Source organism: Shewanella sp. SM32, assembly GCF_025654235.1.
GTDB classification, from domain to species: domain Bacteria; phylum Pseudomonadota; class Gammaproteobacteria; order Enterobacterales; family Shewanellaceae; genus Shewanella; species Shewanella oncorhynchi.
In genome coordinates this window covers 1-18157 of the sequence record NZ_JAKKRO010000062.1, presented here as the reverse complement: position 1 = coordinate 18157, position 18157 = coordinate 1, and the positions used below count along the sequence as shown (strand labels likewise).

At 46.2% G+C, this 18157-nt stretch carries 18 protein-coding genes and 1 pseudogene; 6 read left to right on the top strand and 13 right to left on the bottom strand.

The features are described from left to right. Positions 1-46 precede the first annotated feature (46 nt). Complete coding sequence (locus L5M10_RS19325) at positions 47-904, top strand: substrate-binding periplasmic protein (RefSeq protein ID WP_263148811.1); 858 nt, start codon at positions 47-49, stop codon at positions 902-904. Positions 905-919: 15 nt separating this feature from the next. On the opposite strand, the gene L5M10_RS19320 is transcribed toward L5M10_RS19325, so the two are convergent. From L5M10_RS19320 to L5M10_RS19310, 3 genes are all read right to left on the bottom strand, one after another. Then, positions 920-1357 carry a universal stress protein gene (locus L5M10_RS19320; protein WP_028761701.1) on the bottom strand — a complete coding sequence of 146 codons (438 nt, stop codon included), beginning with the start codon at positions 1355-1357 and terminating at the stop codon, positions 920-922. Between the two features lie 171 nt (positions 1358-1528). Then, positions 1529-1960 (bottom strand): universal stress protein, encoded by a 432-nt coding sequence (locus tag L5M10_RS19315; protein WP_028761700.1) that lies wholly within the window; start codon positions 1958-1960, stop codon positions 1529-1531. Positions 1961-2068: 108 nt separating this feature from the next. After that, positions 2069-2452 (bottom strand): STAS/SEC14 domain-containing protein, encoded by a 384-nt coding sequence (locus L5M10_RS19310; protein WP_028761699.1) that lies wholly within the window; start codon positions 2450-2452, stop codon positions 2069-2071. A gap of 226 nt (positions 2453-2678) precedes the next feature. Here L5M10_RS19310 and L5M10_RS19305 point away from each other — a divergent pair, with 226 nt between their 5' ends. Continuing rightward, positions 2679-4103 (top strand): coniferyl aldehyde dehydrogenase, encoded by a 1425-nt coding sequence (locus tag L5M10_RS19305; protein ID WP_263148810.1) that lies wholly within the window; start codon positions 2679-2681, stop codon positions 4101-4103. 17 nt (positions 4104-4120) lie between these two features. Then, positions 4121-4726 (top strand): TetR/AcrR family transcriptional regulator, encoded by a 606-nt coding sequence (locus L5M10_RS19300; protein WP_263148809.1) that lies wholly within the window; start codon positions 4121-4123, stop codon positions 4724-4726. A gap of 147 nt (positions 4727-4873) precedes the next feature. Here the strand turns inward: L5M10_RS19300 and L5M10_RS19295 are convergent, their stop codons facing one another. The 10 genes and pseudogenes from L5M10_RS19295 to L5M10_RS19250 all read right to left on the bottom strand — a co-directional run bounded on the left by L5M10_RS19295 (position 4874) and on the right by L5M10_RS19250 (position 15111). Continuing rightward, the gene (locus tag L5M10_RS19295; RefSeq protein ID WP_131523188.1) at positions 4874-5680 is read right to left on the bottom strand and encodes a CsgG/HfaB family protein; all 807 of its coding nucleotides are present in this window, start codon (positions 5678-5680) and stop codon (positions 4874-4876) included. Beyond that, on the bottom strand, positions 5680-6075 hold the full coding sequence (locus tag L5M10_RS19290) for a curli assembly protein CsgF (RefSeq protein ID WP_106649655.1): 396 nt from the start codon (positions 6073-6075) through the stop codon (positions 5680-5682). Before L5M10_RS19290 ends, L5M10_RS19295 begins: the two co-directional genes overlap by 1 nt. 10 nt (positions 6076-6085) lie before the next feature. Further along, positions 6086-6496 (bottom strand): curli production assembly/transport protein CsgE, encoded by a 411-nt coding sequence (locus L5M10_RS19285; RefSeq protein WP_131523186.1) that lies wholly within the window; start codon positions 6494-6496, stop codon positions 6086-6088. Positions 6497-6794: 298 nt separating this feature from the next. Next, positions 6795-8483: a sensor histidine kinase gene (locus L5M10_RS19280; RefSeq protein ID WP_263148808.1), complete on the bottom strand. Its 1689-nt coding sequence runs from the start codon at positions 8481-8483 to the stop codon at positions 6795-6797. Between the two features lie 46 nt (positions 8484-8529). Then, complete coding sequence (locus L5M10_RS19275) at positions 8530-10008, bottom strand: sigma-54-dependent transcriptional regulator (RefSeq protein WP_263148806.1); 1479 nt, start codon at positions 10006-10008, stop codon at positions 8530-8532. A gap of 122 nt (positions 10009-10130) precedes the next feature. Continuing rightward, positions 10131-11330, bottom strand: a pseudogene (locus L5M10_RS19270) (ABC transporter permease). Between the two features lie 10 nt (positions 11331-11340). Further along, the gene (locus tag L5M10_RS19265) at positions 11341-12651 is read right to left on the bottom strand and encodes an ABC transporter permease (protein WP_263148804.1); all 1311 of its coding nucleotides are present in this window, start codon (positions 12649-12651) and stop codon (positions 11341-11343) included. An 11-nt stretch (positions 12652-12662) separates the two neighbouring features. After that, positions 12663-13406, bottom strand: coding sequence for an ABC transporter ATP-binding protein (locus L5M10_RS19260; protein WP_259213469.1), 744 nt, complete (start codon positions 13404-13406; stop codon positions 12663-12665). A gap of 69 nt (positions 13407-13475) precedes the next feature. Further along, entirely contained in the window at positions 13476-13739 is a 264-nt protein-coding gene (locus L5M10_RS19255; protein ID WP_259560136.1) for a hypothetical protein, read from the bottom strand. 109 nt (positions 13740-13848) lie between these two features. After that, positions 13849-15111 carry an efflux RND transporter periplasmic adaptor subunit gene (locus tag L5M10_RS19250; protein WP_263255758.1) on the bottom strand — a complete coding sequence of 421 codons (1263 nt, stop codon included), beginning with the start codon at positions 15109-15111 and terminating at the stop codon, positions 13849-13851. A gap of 376 nt (positions 15112-15487) precedes the next feature. On the opposite strand from L5M10_RS19250, the gene pyrC reads away from it, so the two are divergent. From pyrC to L5M10_RS19235, 3 genes are all read left to right on the top strand, one after another. Beyond that, complete coding sequence (gene pyrC / locus L5M10_RS19245) at positions 15488-16519, top strand: dihydroorotase (protein WP_219251151.1); 1032 nt, start codon at positions 15488-15490, stop codon at positions 16517-16519. 130 nt (positions 16520-16649) lie between these two features. Continuing rightward, positions 16650-17696, top strand: coding sequence for a hypothetical protein (locus tag L5M10_RS19240; protein ID WP_263148799.1), 1047 nt, complete (start codon positions 16650-16652; stop codon positions 17694-17696). A gap of 318 nt (positions 17697-18014) precedes the next feature. After that, the coding region (locus L5M10_RS19235; protein ID WP_263255759.1) for a helix-turn-helix domain-containing protein at positions 18015-18157 on the top strand (143 nt) is incomplete at its 3' end.

Here is an 18157-nt window from a genome sequence, read left to right as displayed (position 1 = left end):
TATCAAACACAGTTGCAAGTGTATACCGCGGAGGTGTTGGTAACTTATGGCGCATAAACTAAATAAGCCAAATAGCTCAGTGGCTCGTCGTAACCGCTATAAATTGATGGGGTTACTCATCCTATGCGGCGCTCAGCTCGGCCAAGCGGCTGAAATTAAGATAGGCGTCAGCCTGTCTATCCCGCCCTATGTCATCCAAGCAACCAATAGCGGGATCGAACTCGAATTACTTAACCAAGCCCTCGCCGTTAAAGGCCATACTGCTTCTATCCACTACTTACCACTGGCGCGCACTTTCCATGAACTCAGGGAGGGTAAACTCGATGGCATCATCAACATCAAAGAAGGAATGATTAACAACATTTTTTATTCCAACGTTGCGATAACCTACCAAAACTGCGCCATTAGCCTCGAGAGTAATCAATTTAACATCAATAGCATAGAAGACTTAAACAACAAACAAGTCGTCGCCTTTCAACGTGCATCATCGTTACTGGGGGAAGAGTTTGCCAACATGGTTAAGACCAATAGCGGCTACCAAGAACAAGCGAGGCAAGTGCAGCAGGTTTATATGCTGATGAAGCGCAGAGCCGATGTCGTTGTGATGGATAAAAATATTTTCAAATACTACTTAAAGCAGGCCTATCTTGAGGGCAAACTCACTGAGAAAGACTTAAAACAACAGGCGATTTGCCACCAAATATTCCCACCTACAGAATACAAGTTCGCGTTTCTCAGTGAACAAATTCGGGATGATTTTAATGCGGGACTCAAACAAATTACCCAAGATGGTAGCTTAGTGGCTCTGCAGGAAAAGTATCGACGCCTGATGTCATTTGACAATGAAGCCGAGGCGTCGACTAAGTTAACAGAACCTAAAATGATCAAAAATGATTCCTACTAAACTTATCCCATAGTGTTATTTCACCACCAACACAGGGCACTTAGCGTACTTAACAATATCCTGTGTAACGTGGGGTTTTAAAAAGTCAGCTAAACCGCTGCTCCCATGACTAGCGATAACCACCATGCCCACATCAACGGCTTCCGCTAAAATCTCATCAATAGCATCACCATGGCGCACGACTAACTTAATATTGAGCCCTTCGGTAAGGTTCTGCTGCATTTCCTGCTGCAAACTTTGCATTTTTGCATCAACGAAAGCTTTGAGTTCATTTTCCAATGTAGCGGGAATATCGACCGCAATACCATAACAATGGGCGCCACGGGCAGGGCTAGTCACATGCAACAACCGAATATCGACTTGATAAACATTTGCCATTTCAACCGCATATTTTAACGCATGGGCCGCAGTGGATGAAAAATCCGTAGGGCATAACACTTCTTGAGTACGCATAAGCTTATCCATCATTTGAGTTTTTAATTAAGCTAATTATTAAGGCCAAAATACCACTATTTTATAGCAGTTTGCTATGCTTCTTGCGTACCCATTTCAATTAATTATTCTTTATCAATCAAAAAGAAAGGACGCTATAAGCGCCCTTTGGATTTATAGAGTCAAAGCCAGTTACTTAACCACAAGCACAGGACAAGCTGCACCATTCGCCACCGCTTCTGAGACATTGGTGTGTAAAAAATGCGAAATCCCAGTTCGGCCATGGCTAGCAATTACTACCATGCCAATGTCTTTACTGTTGGCCTCTTCTAAAATTTGATAGACAGGATCGCCACGGCGGATCAAGGTAGTGATGGGAAGCTCAGTATTCAATCCATCCAATAGTGCTCGCATTTTAGTTGCCGCCGCTTCCTCCATGCTTTTAGCAAGTTCTTCAGGGGTAATAGATAGAATCATAAAGTTTTCATCACCGATCGGCTGTTCAACCACATGTAAAATTTTTAGCCCTACATGGTATAGATTAGCCATTTCAATGGCATAGCTCAGTGCATGGGCCGCAGTTTCCGAAAAATCTGTGGGCCAGAGTATTTGACCTGTACGCATAATTTGTACTCCTTCTATGGCGCGAATGGATTGTTGGGTGAATCTTTACGGTGCTGCTATAACGCCCGATTTAGCGCATTGGCAGACCACAAACTTCATCTCACAACCTTAGTCTCTCAGCCAAGCAACAGCATCGCCATTATCAACAAAAAACCTTACCTCAGCAGGCGTAAACCAGTTTGCCAATTTAGCCAACACTTCCTGCAAAGTCGTCTTACCGACGATGGCTATTTTCTCGAAATGACGAATATGCTTCACCCCAAGTTTGAGATCGTCCCAAGCGGCCTGTAGTTCCAAGCCTTCCAACTCGGTGACATCTACCAAGGCGAAGATATCAGGATCTTTCACCCCAGCTAATGCAGACTCCAACACAGGCACCATCATTTCGTAGTCTTGATGAGTTAAGGTACCGATAGCTTTAAAGGTAACGAAAAAATCATCATCACCATAACGCTCAATACCAATCGAAATTCCGTGCTTTAACAATGCCATACATACTCCTTATGTAACAACCCTTGATTTAGTGTAAAAGCTAACGCCACAACAAGCCGTGATCTTGCTCAAAAATACACCAGATACCTTGCGCCATCTCACTAAGCAAGCTAGGATAAACCGACTAATCAGTCGGTATTGATTTAATAAAAGACTCAATCGAGACGATTACTTAAATAAAGTACCGAATAAGACTCAGCCTACCATTTCCCTTGGAGCAACCACTATGAATATGGCCACCGAACACCTTAATACTTCGCCACTGACTCAGTTGCTCCAACGCCAACGCAGCAGTTATTTAGCGGCGCCGAATCCTAATTACGCTACGCGAGTGGAGCAATTAACTCGACTGAAGGCGGCCATACTGCAATTTCAAACACCCTTAGTCGAAGCCTTAAGCCAAGACTACGGCCATAGATCGATTGATGACAGCCTGATCTCAGACATTATGCCTGTCATCAACAACATCAATTACAGCTTGAAAAACCTCAAAAAATGGCTCAAGCCCAGCGCTCGCCATGCGGGCATCTTACTCGCACCCGCCAAAATCACAGTGCATTATCAACCTTTGGGGGTGATCGGTATTATCGTGCCGTGGAATTTCCCCGTCATGCTGTCAATTGGCCCGCTAGTGACTGCCATTGCCGCGGGTAATCATGCCATGCTCAAAATGTCTGAATTTACCCCAGCGACCAACCAAGTGCTCAAACAGTTATTGGCACAAGTCTTCGATGAATCCCACGTGGCGGTTGTTGAAGGTGAGGCGGATATTGCTGCCCAATTTTCTGCCCTGCCCTTCGATCATTTACTCTTTACAGGCTCGACCACAGTCGGCCGCCATGTGATGCGCGCCGCAGCGAATAACCTCACCCCAGTAACACTCGAATTGGGTGGTAAATCGCCTGTGATTATCGCCCCCGATATGCAGCTTGAGATAGCAGTAGAACGAATGATTTACGGTAAGTGTTTGAATGCCGGACAAATCTGCGTAGCCCCTGATTATGTGCTTTGCCCTAAAACCAAGGTGGATGACTTTATCGCCGCCTACCAAGCTAAGTTTAAGGCCATGTACGGCACCATTAACCACAATAAGGACTATGGCAGCATCATTAATACACGTCAGTTTGACCGCTTGATGACAGTGCTCGAAGACGCCAAAGCAAAAGGTGCCCGTGTTATTTCAGCAACTGACGAAGCCATAGATAGCCAACATCGTAAACTCGCAACTCAGTTGATAACTCACACCAGTGAATACATGCTATTGATGCAAGAGGAAATCTTTGGTCCATTACTGCCGATCATTGGCTACGACTCCTTAGATGAAGCGATTCAGTACATCAACCACAGAGCCAGACCCTTAGCGCTATATGTGATGAGTTTCGATGAGCCAACTCAGCAAAAGATCCTCCAGCAGACCCATTCTGGCGGTGTTTGTATCAATGAAACCGTGTTTCATGTCGCCGCCGACGATGCGCCCTTTGGCGGAATAGGCCCGTCGGGCATGGGGCATTACCATGGCAAGGAAGGCTTTTTGACCTTCAGCCACGCTAAAACGGTACTCAGCCGTGGCCGATTCAACACAGGCAAATTTGTTCACCCGCCCTACGGCACTTTTATCCAGCGCATCTTAATGAAGCTATTTTTGCGCTAGTCATTGGGGGATAAATCTTGAATAAACCATCAACAGCACAACCCATTAAAACCATGACTGATAAACGCCAAGCTATTCTCGATACTGCTTTAGCGCTCTTTGTCAGCCAAGGATTTCATGGCACGTCTACCGCCTCGATTGCGAAACAAGCAGGTGTAGCAACGGGCACCTTGTTCCATCACTTCCCTTCTAAGGAAGCCTTGATGGAATCTTTGTTTCTTACCATAAAACAAGAATTTGCCGATGCCTTACTGTTAAACACCCATAAGGGCAGCGATCTTAAGCACAATGCCCTACAACTATGGCAAAGTGCGATAGATTGGTCGCTAGATAACCCTGTCAAGCAACTGTTTTTTCAGCAATATTCAATGTCGCCCATGATTGCAGCTAAGGTGCGCGATCAAGCGATGAATAGCATCTTAGGCTTTATTAGCGAACTCATTAAGCAGGGACAAATGATGGGGCTAATCGCCCATTATCCAGTCGAATTGATGCTAGAAAACTGCCACGGCCAATATCTAGCTGCAACCCGATTCTTTATCGATAACCCGCACTTGGGGACAGATAGAACATACCGCGATGCCAGTTTTGAACTGTTTTGGAAGGCCATGCAAGCGGACTAAAATAGCCAAATATCAACTGACTGCTGCAATAACTGCAATAAAAAACCGAGTCAGCTTAACTGGCTCGGTTTTCTTTTTCGCTATCGCGACTAAGTGCTAAAGCAGAAGTCTGCTTTGCTCTAGCATCTAATACCGACTTTCAAGCACCTAGCCCTGACTCAACTCCTGGGCTTTTTCTGCTGGCTGCGCCACTTGAGTTGGGCTCCAGTAACCTTGTTTGATACCCTTATCAATCAGCTCAGCGACCGCCAATTCAATGGCTTGTAACACGCAAAATTGCACTGGCTCATTGGTAGTAAAACCGACTTCAGCCTCAGCGAGTCGATTTAAACTCGTGTAACGGAACAAGCCCGCACGCATTTCTTGGGATAAAACACGTTTGCTGGTTGAGACCGACATCATGACTTTACCTGTGTGTACATCCACGGCGCGTAGATAAATGGTCACCAGATCTTCACGGTACATTTCAGAGGCGCCAATACCATAGTATTCGACCCCGCTACCGCCTGTGCTAGTGTTGGTCTCATAACTAATCACCCCACCTTCGAGTAACAATCTGGCGGTGGATAATACGGGCACTTCATCGCCCTTAGTACCGCTCTGTTTGTTGCTGATCTTACGCTCGGTAAGCAAATTTTGTAGCCCTTCACGCTCAACGGGTGTAAACCATTTAGAGTCGAGCAAAGTCTGCATCAACATCGATGTTGCGCCCTGAGTTACCGCGGTCGAAAACGAACTCACGTTAGCCTGCGGCTTATATTGGCCAGTTTGATCGCGAAAGGAATACACGGCCACAGGGATAGGAAACTTAGGTCCTGGTTGAGTTTGCAACCCACGCATCACCTCACTCAAGGGGTTAACCTCGGCAGCCGTGATATTTAAATCGGGTTTGGAGATCAGGCTACAAGCCGACACACTTAACAGTAATAAACCCACTAACACTAGACGGGCCATTAGTTGACTCCTCCGAATGTCGGCATTTCAATCACAGTGACTTCACCGGTTTCAGTATTAGTAATAGTTAGCATCACGCCATTTCCCGTAGAAGCCACTTCAATCCGAAAATCACCTGTATCGTAAACACCATCGGTAATTTCACCATCAGCAACACCGCGGGTGATTGAGTTAATGATATTACGCTCTAGGGATTCTTTAAAACGGGTGACAAAGTCCTTCTCGGTCGAGGTAGATTTATTGTCATTCTGGGCTTGAGCTTTATTTAATAAGAAAGCCCCATTTTGTGGATTGCCGCCAAAGCTGGGATTCACTGGCGTATAAATCAATTCAGTGGCTTGGCCACTGCTTGCCACACATAGCGTGACAAGAGCAAGTAACGTCCTGTATGTCATTATTATTATCCTAAAAGTCGTCCGATGTTCCTGAAAAATCACCTGTTATTGCATTGGCTCTGACTTGCGCTAAATAATCAATCGTAAGCAAAATCGCCTGCTCTGCGCTCTCTTTAATCGGATTTGCACGACGACCAAAATGAGTAGTGTAAATCCGAGTCCCGTTTACCTCTAAGGTTAAAACGGTTCCAGCCTGTGGAAACACTGTCTCATATAGAGTGACGTTAAAGCCTTGAGTAAAGGGCAGTTCGCGCCAATAGCTTGAGTAGTAAAAGCCAAAGTCCTTACCAAACCGAGTCAAGGTTCTATCTATTACTAAGCCACTAATTTCAATGTCGTTATCGGCAATAGTGATAGGGGAAGCCAGCAGCAGGAATGGACATAAAACGTAAGTAAGCAGACGCTGTTTTAACTGTTTCACTTATCCCTCCTTAACCTTTTTAATCGAACCTTAAAAACCGCGCTAACCTCTGTTAGAACAAGGTGAGTATTAACGCAAATTTTCGATAAAACAGGTTAACAGGGTTAAAGATCTCTCGTCATTACGCTGGGGGGCAAATTAGCCCGAAGAGCTAAGGTAAAAAGGCAAAAATAGTCCATTTGGCTAATACGCCAAGAGGCAGTTGAGGATAGAAGTTATGCTTTAAACAAGCGGATAAGATAAGCAATAAAAATGCGACTTAAGAGTCGCATTACGGTGTTGATTCAAAACGCGAGCATTATTGTGGCAACCATAGTCGAACCAACAGGCCACCGTCACTGCGATTATGCATGCTAATACTGCCATCGTGGGCTTCGATAATTTCACGGCATAAAGGTAAACCTAAGCCTGTACCCGATTGTTTTGTTGAGTAAAACGGCAGTAGCGCCTGCTCTAATACTTCACCAGACATACCAGTGCCGCGATCCTCAATCACAATGCTAAAACCTGCACCATCCACTAAGGTTTGATACCGAATCGATAGAGTGACATCCTCGGGGTTTGAGCCAGATTCATGGGCGTTTTTAAGTAAATTGAGGAGCACTTGCTCCATCTGTCCTTGATCGAAAAAACCATCAACCTCAGGTAACTCATGAGTGAGCTTAAAGGGATAATGCTGAGTCAACTGGGCAGTAAATTGCGTCCAATTCACCTGACGCCGTTGCGGGAGCGGCAACTTAGCAAAACGGGCATAGTTAAAGATAAACTGGCTTAGATGACTGGTGCGATTCTCGATAGTATCGAAAATCAGCTTAAGTTTTGGATTATCCAGATCTTTAGTCAGTAACCGCCCCGAGTTCACCATAGAGGCGATGGGCGCCACTGAGTTATTGAGTTCATGGCTAATAATGCGGATCACTTTCTTCCACACTGCCACCTCTTGACGATTGATCTCGCGGGTCATCTGCTTGAGCAAAATCAAGTTATGCTGTTGGTTATTCAATAAAAAATGACCACGACTTAAATACCAAGTTTCCACATCATCTTCACCCATGGCGAAGAGTCCGTTCTTTTCATGTTTAAGCGCTAAGGCCAATACTTCGGGCAAATCCACCAGCAATTCATCTAGGCTCAAGCCTTCCATTCTGCCCTTTTTATGGAATAGGTGACGCGCCGCATCATTGGCGTAAATGAGCCGCTGATGATCATCCAGTAACAACATCACATTGGGAGAACTTTGAATCACCTTATCCAGTAATAACTCCCGCTGGTAAATGTACTGCCTTTCTTGGCGTAATTTAGCAGCGCTATGGTTAAATAACTGCGCTAAGGTTTTGAGCTGACCTTCGCCATGTTCAGGAATACTCACACTAAAGTCATTATCACTAAAATTTAGCAAGCCGACTTCAAGGGAATCTAAACTGCGGCCGAGATGTCGAGTCAACCAAGCAATACCTAAACCACAGACAGCACAAGCGAGAAACAACACGATCAAACCTTCACCTAAGGTCAAACTCGAGACACGATCTCCCTTAGCTATCTCAGCGGATATCGCAGGAGATACAGGTGCTTTGGGCGGTAAAATAGATAGCGGTTCTACACGTAAAGGCTCAACCACATGAGGAATAGAATTAAACAGCCCTTCTTTAAGTTGTTCTAACTTGAAGAGTTTTATTTGTAACTGCTCTTGTTTAAGTTGTTCAAGCTTTTGCAGCTCGGCCTTAATCTGCTCGGCCCTCTGGTGCGCTTGCATCGCCGCAGCCTCCTGCAATTGCTCACTATTGTTAAGGGCGAGTTCGATGGAAGCGACCGTTTTCTCAAGCTCCGCAAAATCGAGTTGCACATTCACATCAGGGATTTCAATCGTGTTAGACGTGGCAACAGACGAAGCATAGGGTGAGATATACTTCACCAAAGCAAAACTCAGCAAGACGCCAAAGGCGCAGCAAGCCATTGAATAAATGATAAGTTTAGTTCGAATTAACACTCTGATTCCTTAATCGATAGCCTTTACCCTAGCATCTACACTTAGCCTATGACTTATCTAAACCAAACTTGTCCATCCGCCGATACAGCGCTTGGCGACTGAGTCCAAGCGCTTTTGCCACCCGAGCAATTACGCCATGATGCTGTTTTAGCGCCGCTTCGATATCTTCTCGGCTCACGTCTATCGCCTCATTGGCATCTGACACTTGGGCACGAACAGACTCATGATAAAATGCGGTATTTACGGGGATGGAAGCGGGCGAATAAACAGGCAGAGGATCAGACAGTCTCAAGCCAGATAGCCGCGACTCAGATACAGCCGAAACACTGGAAGCAGATTTGATGACACTCGCAACAGGTGCCAAACCAAAGTCAGCCTCAGTCAGCACATGGCTTTGCGCCAACAATACCGCTCGCTTACAGGCGTTTTCAAGCTCGCGCACATTTCCCGGCCAGCGGTGCTGTAATAACGCCTGCAACGCAGGTTTACTCAAGCTAAAATCGCTGCCAATAAAATGCTGCACTAAAGGTAAAATGTCATCGGTGCGTTGATTCAGCGGTGGCAACGCCAGTTCAATCACATTTAAGCGGTAAAACAAATCCTCACGAAAACGCCCTTCGGCAATATCTTGGGCCAAATCCGCATTGGTCGCACTGATCACCCGCACTTTCACTTTTTGGGTTTTATGGCTACCTAAGCGTTCAAATTCACCGGTTTGCAGCACGCGCAGCAGTTTTACTTGGCCAGATAAGGGCAAGTTACCGATTTCATCTAAAAACAGTGTGCCGCCGTCGGCCGCTTCAAAGCGACCAATACGCGCTTTAGTCGCCCCCGTAAAAGCCCCCGCCTCGGCACCAAACAGCTCTGCCTCTAATAAATCCATCGGCAAGGCGCCGACATTAACCTTAATAAAAGGTTTGTTTTTTAAGGGAGAATTAGCATGGAGAATATCGGCAAGCTTGTCTTTACCCGCGCCATTAGGGCCAGTGATGAGGACCGACACATCGGAGCGTGCCAGTTGCAATGCTAAATCAATACAACGCTGCATCGCGCCGCTGCCAAAGACAATCCCGCAGAGGTCCGCATCGGCGATCGCCACTTGGCGTTGATGATTCACCCGCTCGAGACGATGGTTAGCACGGGAGAGTTTATAAAGCGCAATCAAATTGGTGATGCTATTGAGTACCTTAGCGTCATCCCAAGGTTTACCCATGTAATCGGCCGCGCCCGCTTTGACTAATTCAACGGCGGTTTCGAGTTGCGTCCACGCCGTCATCAAAATAATCGGCAGATCGCCTTGGCGTTCGCGCAGGGCGTAAAACAGTTGCTTGCCTTCCTCGCCCGAGGTGGTATCTCGGGTAAAGTTCATATCTTGGATCACTAAATCCACATCTTGCGTCGCCAATAACCCAAGGGCGTCCTCCGGACTATGGCAAGTCAGCACCCGATAATCATTAAGCTCTAGCATCAAACCTAGGGCTTGGCAGATGGCGTGATTGTCGTCGACGATGAGGATAGTATCCATAAGTATGAGTGTTGTCCTATATAAAACTATTAACCGTAAAGTAACAAAAAGTGCAATAACATCCTATTGTTATCGCACTTTATCAGGCTTTTATCGTACCTTGAGTGACATCAAATATTTCGCTATACGCTGCGGGTTGCCGTTGCTGGCGAAATATTTGCCGCCTTACGCGCCGGTAAGTAAACCGCCAGCGTGGTGACAATAAACAAACCTGCCACAGTAAATAGTGGGTAGCTTAAATCCAACATAGGCAAGCTATAGATTTTCATTAACTGTTGGCCTAACTGTATCGCTAACAAGCCGCCCAGCACGCCTCCCGCTAAGCAAATCAAATAATTTTCTACGAGGAAGTAACTGACAATGTCGCGCTTTTTCGCACCCAGTGCACGGCGGGTACCTATCTGCTTAGTGCGGCGCTGGATATTAAACATCACCATACCCGTTAAACCGAGCGAGGTGATCAGCAGCAGCAACACTACCATCATGATCAACACGGTAATCATCAATTTATGATCACGGTATGAGCTATCTTTTAAGGCCTCGATTGACTTAAAGCCATCGAGAACTCGGTTAGGATTCTCGGCCAGCAACGCTTTTTTTATCGCATCTTTAAGCTCGGTGTGGTGCTCAGGTTTGGCCCGAACCATGTAAGAACTGCTGCCATAATCCACATTTTGAATCACACTGTTTTCAAGGCTAGAACTGTCAATCCACGCGCCTTGCAGTTTATCGACAACCCCTATCACAGTGATCTGTGCATCTTTGCCCTCGTACAACACTTTGCCAAGTGGTGATTCATCAGGCCAAATCGCTTTCGCTAACGCGCTGGAGATGATCGCTAATCGGCTCGGGCTATCGAGATTGTCCTTAAGTTCATGGGGGTAAAAGTTACGCCCTTCAATCAGCTTAAGGCCTAAGGTCTCAAGGGTGTGATCTGTCCCTAAGTACATGGCAAATTGCGGTGTCGATTTAGCGCTATCCGGATCGGGCCCCAGATTGAAGGTGCTCGATCAGCCGCCACCGCTTAATGGCAACATATTGGTTGAGGTCGCATCAATCACATTGGGTAGCCCACGTAAAATTTGCTGATCAATTTTGTTTTGCGCGGTTTTATCGATCAATGGATCGAAGTTGAACAAGCTAAAGGTCAAGACTTCAGACTCTTCGACTCCCGAAACGCGCTGCATCAGGGCTAAACGCTCCTGAATAATAAAGCTCGCGTTCGCCACAATTGCCACAGACAAAATAATCTGAATAAGCAGTAAGACAGGACCGCTTTTACTGCGCAACAAACTGCTGAGAATAGGTTTAATATGTAACATAATAAGTCCCTTACTGGCTTTTCAGATAAACGCTAGGTTTAGTCCGGCACACGACCCACGCGGGATACAAGCCAGCCAACAAGGCTGTGCCTACCGCAATACTAGGAGTGATAATCCACATACTCGCCGATAAATGGGTTAACCCCTTCGAGACCTCAAACTGTGCCGATAAGCCGTAAAGTGACGCGTAAGCCCAAGCGAGTCCCAGTAAGCCGCCTAATAAACCTATCATGCCTACTTCCACCATATATTGAGCGAAGATTTGGGCTCGGCTAGCACCGATTGCGCGGCGTACCCCAACTTCAGGCGCTCGCTTGAGGAACTTAGTGAGCATTAAACCTAATATATTGACTAAACAAACACTTAAAAATAGTACGCTCAAGCCAACCAAGATTTTATTGTCTTCAGGCACCACATTATTGTATTCAAGCCAAGTCGCGACATCGGAGACTTTGACTGAGTCAGCGGCAGATTTTTTATCGGTAAAGCGGCCCAATGCTTTTTGCTCTGCGACATAATTACTGAGCCAAGAACGGTAACTGGTTACTGCATCTTTATTGGGTAACTCAACCCAATACAGCAGCCACACTTTTTCAGAGTTAAGGCGATCGCTGTAACTATTCATCGTCTCAAACTTCCAACCCGAGGTGTTCCCCCATACATCAAACTCTTCGATAGGTGTCAGTGAAAACGGCACAAAAATTTGTTCAGTGTCGTTAAAAGCACCGTTAGTAGGATCATAATATTTAGGCTTAGGGTCCCAGGCTTTAATCACCCCCACTATTTGATAAGGTTTACGATTAAGATAGATAACCTTGCCGACACTGTTTTGGCCCGCAAACAGCTTTTGATTGAGTTTATCGTTAATCACCACTTGATAAGCAGGTTCAGTGTCAACGGATTTATCCCACACATTGCCGTACAAAAATGGCACGTCAAACAGCTTAAAAAAGTCGCTATCTGTCACCCGAATACTTTCTAAAATAGGCGCGAAATTGACATCCTCAGTTTGCAGCGCCATCCCAGTGCGAAACATCGCCGCTTGGCGTTTAGGTAAGGTATTGTTGCGCAAATTCATCGCATCTTGATAAGTCACTAACGAGTTAAGCTCATCCCAAGAATCGGGACCTTGGCTCCAAAGCTGTACCGCATTTAACTCATCTGAGCGTTCACCCGCAGGATTAAACGACATCATCTTGTAGACGTTTAACGTGGTGATTGTGATGCCAATACCTATCGAAATCGCCAACACCATCAACAGCGAGAGCGCAGGGGTTTTCTTAATGCTGCGCCAGGCTAAATCAACATAATAAAAAAACATAATGCGTATCCTTAGTCAGCGTTGGCGACAAGTTTGTCTAATGGGTGCGGGGTCGCCACAGTTTGTACACTGCCATGGGGCTGATACATAGTAAAATCACACACTTGACCGTCGACAATTTGAATATTGCGCTGGGCGCGGCGAGCGAGTTCAGGGTCATGGGTCACCATGATAATAGTCGTGCCCGCTTGGTTGATATTTTCAAGTAATTCCATCACTTGGCGCGCCATTAAGCTGTCGAGGTTACCAGTCGGTTCATCGGCGAGCAGGAAGCGAGGTTCACCGGCTAATGCTCTGGCAATCGCCACCCTTTGTTGCTGTCCGCCCGAAAGCTGAGTGGGAAAATGCTTGAGTCGTGAAGCTAAACCCACTTGTTCTAATGCTTGCTGTACGCGGCGTTGGCGTTCCTTGGCATTAAAACCACGGTAGCGCAGCGGCACTTCAATATTCTCTGCCAAGTTAAGGTCAGGAATTAAGTTAAAGCCTTGGAAGATAAAGCCGATTTTCTCGTTACGGATAGCAGCGCTCTTATTATCGCTCAGGTTAGACACGTTAATGCCATCGAGAAAATAGTCACCGTGGGTAAAACCTTCGAGCAAACCCGCGATATTTAAAAAAGTCGTTTTACCTGAGCCAGAAGGACCCGTTACCGCAACAAACTCGCCTTCATTCACTTCGAGGTTAAAATCGCGCAGGGCGTGGGTTTCCACTAAATCCGTTTTAAAAACCTTGCTCACACTCTTCATTGATAACATGTTAATTTCCTTAAAATAATCAAATCAATTTTACGCTGCATCTAAACGACTCGATGCATGGCAGCGTCATCAGCCGAAAAATGGCTCAACGACAGACTCTAAAAGCCACACAAAAACGCCCAATATAAGGTCGGCACTTTCGACCGAAACCTCACCCACTTGGCGAACCTCCTCCAATGGATTGGTCCATTCCAGCACATTCAGCCCAAGGAAAAACCAGCTATTGGCTTCACCGATACTCAACTCCACCGCGACCACCAGTAGCAGTAAGGCCAACACGCCAAACATTTTTGATGACATCAACATGCTGAAATCAAATTGTTTATCACGCATATTCGGCTCCTATTCTTGTCCATGTCGCAGCAGGTTTCGTCATTCACCTTGATCACTGCGCTGTTAAATTCATCAGATTGGTTATTTAGTAATTTACGAATATCGGTCATCAATGAATCCTGACCTGTTCGGCGTGGTTAAAGGGCTCGACACTGGATATCACCCACTCGTCTCCGGCTTTACCGCCATCCAGCACTTCGACTTGGCTCAGGCTAGTACTGCCGAGCTTAACCTCACGACGACTGGCTAAATCGCCCTCGATTTGATAAGCCACATTACCCCCACCGCTGGTCATAAAGGCGCCGCGTTTTACCATAAGAACATTAGGTCTGTGCTCTAATAACACTCGGGCCGAGATGCGTTGATTCTGGCGCAGTGTTAGGCTGTCGCTTTGGTCAAATTGCACTCTTGCGGTCACTTCACGGTTACGCACTTCTGGGGAAATTGACGATAACTTGCCCATTAACTTAATACTGCCAAAACTCAACTCGACTTCCATGCCTAAACCCAGATCATCCGCATAGGATTCAGGCACGGCTAACTCAGCCTCATAGGCGCTTAAATCCACAACAGTTAAAATCGGTTGGTTAGCGCTAAGACGGGTTTTCTGCTCGGTAATCCAGTTACCGATAATGCCGTTAACAGGTGCAATAATATTCAAGGCATCGACTTGACGTTCTAATTCACGCACCGCGAGAGTTTGACGCTCAACTTCTAGGGCTTTGTTTTTAATTTCAAAGGTTAACGTATCTTTCGTTAACGCCACTTCTTGCTCGGCATGCTTAAACTTCAGCTTGGCTTTGTGTAAATCATCTTTGCCCTTTTCATAATCAATCTGGCCAATAAGCTGACTTTGAATCAGCTCCTCTCCGCGTCGGCTTTCCCTATCCGCCGCTTCAAGATCGACCGTTGCGATATCTAAGGTTTGATAAGCTTGTAATTGATCGCGTCGTGCATCCAACTTAGCGCGCTCTAATGCACTCTCCATGCCCGCTAATACGGACTTGGCTTGCGCTAGCTGATTAGTGAGTCTTGGACTATCGAGTTTGGCGACCACATCGCCCTTATTAACAGTATCGCCAGGATTGCTGAGCAGAGTCACAGTACCTTCCTCTGTGCTATACAAAATAGGCGCATTGGCCGCCACGATTTTACCTGTGGTCGCCACATCGCGGGTTAACGTTCCAACGAAGAGTTTTGCGGTAGTGATGTCGCTGCGGCTTAAGGATTTGCTCACGCTATCAGTGCCCAAGCTCGCCCAAACTAAGGCGCTGACTAATAAGGCGCAACCGCCAATGATCAGCGGTAACTTAAGACGTTTAGAGGTAGATGGCACAAGTACTGTATCTTGGCCGCTAGTATCTTTAATCATGGCTTTACTCGCTTCCCTGTTGGAATCATCAGTGCCGGAACGCAATCAACGGACACTATTGGAAATCTATACCACAGAGATAGCAAAGCCTATGCCAAATAGTTAAACACATTATTATTCAAAACTTTAAATTAAAATTATTGATAGAAGTGTCCGCGGACACTGGGGTTTAAATCGAAAAGTGTCCGCAGCAGATTAATCAAAAGTGTCCGATGCTAAAAACAGCGATATAGCGCGAGCCATGCTGCTAAGCGTTTCAATTACATGTCCTAACAGATTTATTGGCCGAAACTACCGAGTTTCCCTTTACAGTAAAATCCTTGCCACATAAGATCCTGCCACCCTCGCAGCAAAAACGATCAAAAGACCAAACCCTATGACTACAATAACAATCACTCGCCCAGACGACTGGCATATTCATTTAAGAGACGGCGCCCAGCTTAAAGATACAGTGCGCGATATCAGCCGCTATATGGGCCGCGCCATCGTCATGCCAAACTTAGTGCCCCCCGCTATCGATACTGAAACCGCACTGGCCTATTACGATCGCATTAAAGCGCAGGTGCCCGCGGGCTCACAATTCGAACCTTTGATGGTGTTGTATTTAACCGACAAAACCAGCCCAGATGAAATCCGCAAGGCTAAAGCTTCGGGTAAAATTGTTGCCGCTAAACTCTACCCAGCGGGCGCGACGACTAACTCAGATTCCGGCGTAACCGATGTTAAAAACATCTATCCCGTACTCCAAGCCATGCAAGAAGTCGGTATGCTGTTTTTAGTCCACGGTGAAGTCACAGATTCAGCTATTGATATTTTCGACCGCGAGCGTGTCTTTATTGAAAATATCCTCAGTAAAATTGTCGCCGATTTCCCAGCGCTTAAAATCGTGCTTGAGCATATCACCACCAAAGATGCAGTCGATTTTGTCACTCAAGCCTCAGACAATGTGGCCGCGACTATCACAGCCCACCATTTGCTGTATAACCGTAATCACATGCTGGCAGGCGGTATTCGTCCGCATTTTTATTGCCTGCCGATTTTAAAACGCAACACCCACCAACAGGCGTTATTAGGTGCAGCGGCAAGCGGCAGCAAGAAGTTTTTCCTCGGTACAGATTCAGCGCCACACGCCAAGGATAAGAAAGAAGCGGCCTGTGGCTGCGCGGGCTCCTACACGGCTCATGCCGCCATTGAGCTTTATGCCGAAGCATTTGAGTCGGTCAATGCGCTGGATAAACTCGAAGCGTTCGCAAGCTTTAACGGACCAGACTTTTACCATCTGCCACGTAATACCGATACCATCACGCTGGTCAAAAAGTCATGGGATGTCCCTGCCACTTACCCGCTTGGCGATACTAACGTCGTGCCTATTCGTGCTGGAGAAGCCATTGATTGGCAAGTTGAGTAAGCCTTAAGTCTTTAACATCAAGTCGCCTACGGGCGACTTTTTATCAGATTTTGATTTTTAATCCACAATCAGTCAGTATCCTGCGCTTAGAATACGGCCCTTACTTATCACCTTTTAAGAGAAAATCAGTATGCCCACAAGGATGTTATTCTCCGTTTTATCTTCAAGCCTATTGCTGAGCGCCACGATCTCTTTGCCGACCTTTGCGGCCAATGAACTCACAGGGATCTGGCAGGGACAGTTAGGTAAAAGCAAAGTCAGAGTTTGTTTTAATCAATATGGAACAGGTAGTTATTACTATCAACGCTACTTAACGCCGATAAGACTCGAGCAGCAAGATGAACTGTGGAAAGAAGAAGGCAATACCGGAAATTGGCAGTTTGATAGTGTCACGCCACAAAAACTGAGCGGCCATTGGTTTAAAGATACCGCGAGTAAATCGTTACCAGTGCAACTTGAGCGAGAAATCAGCCCAGATAAGGTCGAGGATTGTGGTGCCGATGCGTACAATCTACCGCTAGAAACCACGCCAAAACTCAGCCGAGGTAAATGGCAAAGCTACGAAAATATTGAGTATCGCCCGCTGACTTTTGGCACAGATGTGGGTATCGAATTTAAAGGCCCACAAACGGGTATCTTGGCAATTAATCAATGGCTTGAACATAAGCTCACCGATGAAGCCCAACTAGCACAAACCTTTGACACTCGCCGCAGAATGCTGGCACAAATGGGCAGTTTTGTGACTGACGAAACCTTTGCCGAACCGATTTTTATTAATCAGTATTGGCTTAGTGTGCGCCTATATCGCTGGGCCGCAGGTTATGGCGCCAATGGTATCAGCCAAGAATTTGTGAGTTTCTCCCTTACCGACGGCAAACCTTTCCACCCGTGGCAATGGTTTCTCGCCGATACGCAACCACAAAGCATGCTCGAGGGTATGAGTCATCCTTTACCTCCTGCATTAAGGGACAAATTGTTTGCTGGCAAAGCACCGGACGCAGAATGCCCCACATCAGACGGCTCGGGATATTACCAGCTCACCCTTGAGCCAAAGGGGATCAAATTCTGGGAAACGCCCCGCGGCGATGGCTGTGAAAATGAGTTTATCCTCAGCCCGCAAGAAGCCATGCCCTATGCCACCCAATGGGGAAAAACACAGCTTAAGATATTGGAATAGTGTACTTAACTGAGAAAATATTAGAGGGAAAGAAAGCAGTCATGGCGATGATAGTAGTGCGATGATAGTAGCGCGACGACAAGCGCTCTTTCCCTCCCTACACAGCAATGCATTTCGAGATAATTCATTTCAGTAAGGAATCATCTTTGAGCAATTTAACCGCAAAAATAGCGACACCCGAAGCCTTAGTGCAAGCTCAGCTTGAAGCATAATATTCCAGAATTCAGATAATAACTGCGACACTCTAATCGAGGTGTAGAAGAAGCCAACTGCTGAAAAGTGGTACGCTTTATCTCGCCAAAGTAAAAGAGTATCACCATGAATTATCAACAATTGACCGAAGCAAGACGATACCAGATTTCCGTACTGTTAGAACAGGGCTTTTCGATAGCACACATAGCTAAATGCATTGATTGTCATCGCTCTAGTGTCTATAGGGAAGTTAAACGATGCCAAGGGCA

Coding starts and splice junctions, on each gene's coding strand:
- L5M10_RS19325 (WP_263148811.1), top strand. CDS start 47: ATGGCGCATAAACTAAATAAGCCAAATAGCTCAGTGGCTCGTCGTAAC.
- L5M10_RS19320 (WP_028761701.1), bottom strand. CDS start 1,357: ATGCGTACTCAAGAAGTGTTATGCCCTACGGATTTTTCATCCACTGCG.
- L5M10_RS19315 (WP_028761700.1), bottom strand. CDS start 1,960: ATGCGTACAGGTCAAATACTCTGGCCCACAGATTTTTCGGAAACTGCG.
- L5M10_RS19310 (WP_028761699.1), bottom strand. CDS start 2,452: ATGGCATTGTTAAAGCACGGAATTTCGATTGGTATTGAGCGTTATGGT.
- L5M10_RS19305 (WP_263148810.1), top strand. CDS start 2,679: ATGAATATGGCCACCGAACACCTTAATACTTCGCCACTGACTCAGTTG.
- L5M10_RS19295 (WP_131523188.1), bottom strand. CDS start 5,680: ATGGCCCGTCTAGTGTTAGTGGGTTTATTACTGTTAAGTGTGTCGGCT.
- L5M10_RS19290 (WP_106649655.1), bottom strand. CDS start 6,075: ATGACATACAGGACGTTACTTGCTCTTGTCACGCTATGTGTGGCAAGC.
- L5M10_RS19275 (WP_263148806.1), bottom strand. CDS start 10,008: ATGGATACTATCCTCATCGTCGACGACAATCACGCCATCTGCCAAGCC.
- L5M10_RS19265 (WP_263148804.1), bottom strand. CDS start 12,651: ATGTTTTTTTATTATGTTGATTTAGCCTGGCGCAGCATTAAGAAAACC.
- L5M10_RS19260 (WP_259213469.1), bottom strand. CDS start 13,406: ATGTTATCAATGAAGAGTGTGAGCAAGGTTTTTAAAACGGATTTAGTG.
- L5M10_RS19255 (WP_259560136.1), bottom strand. CDS start 13,739: ATGCGTGATAAACAATTTGATTTCAGCATGTTGATGTCATCAAAAATG.
- L5M10_RS19250 (WP_263255758.1), bottom strand. CDS start 15,111: ATGATTAAAGATACTAGCGGCCAAGATACAGTACTTGTGCCATCTACC.
- pyrC (WP_219251151.1), top strand. CDS start 15,488: ATGACTACAATAACAATCACTCGCCCAGACGACTGGCATATTCATTTA.
- L5M10_RS19240 (WP_263148799.1), top strand. CDS start 16,650: ATGCCCACAAGGATGTTATTCTCCGTTTTATCTTCAAGCCTATTGCTG.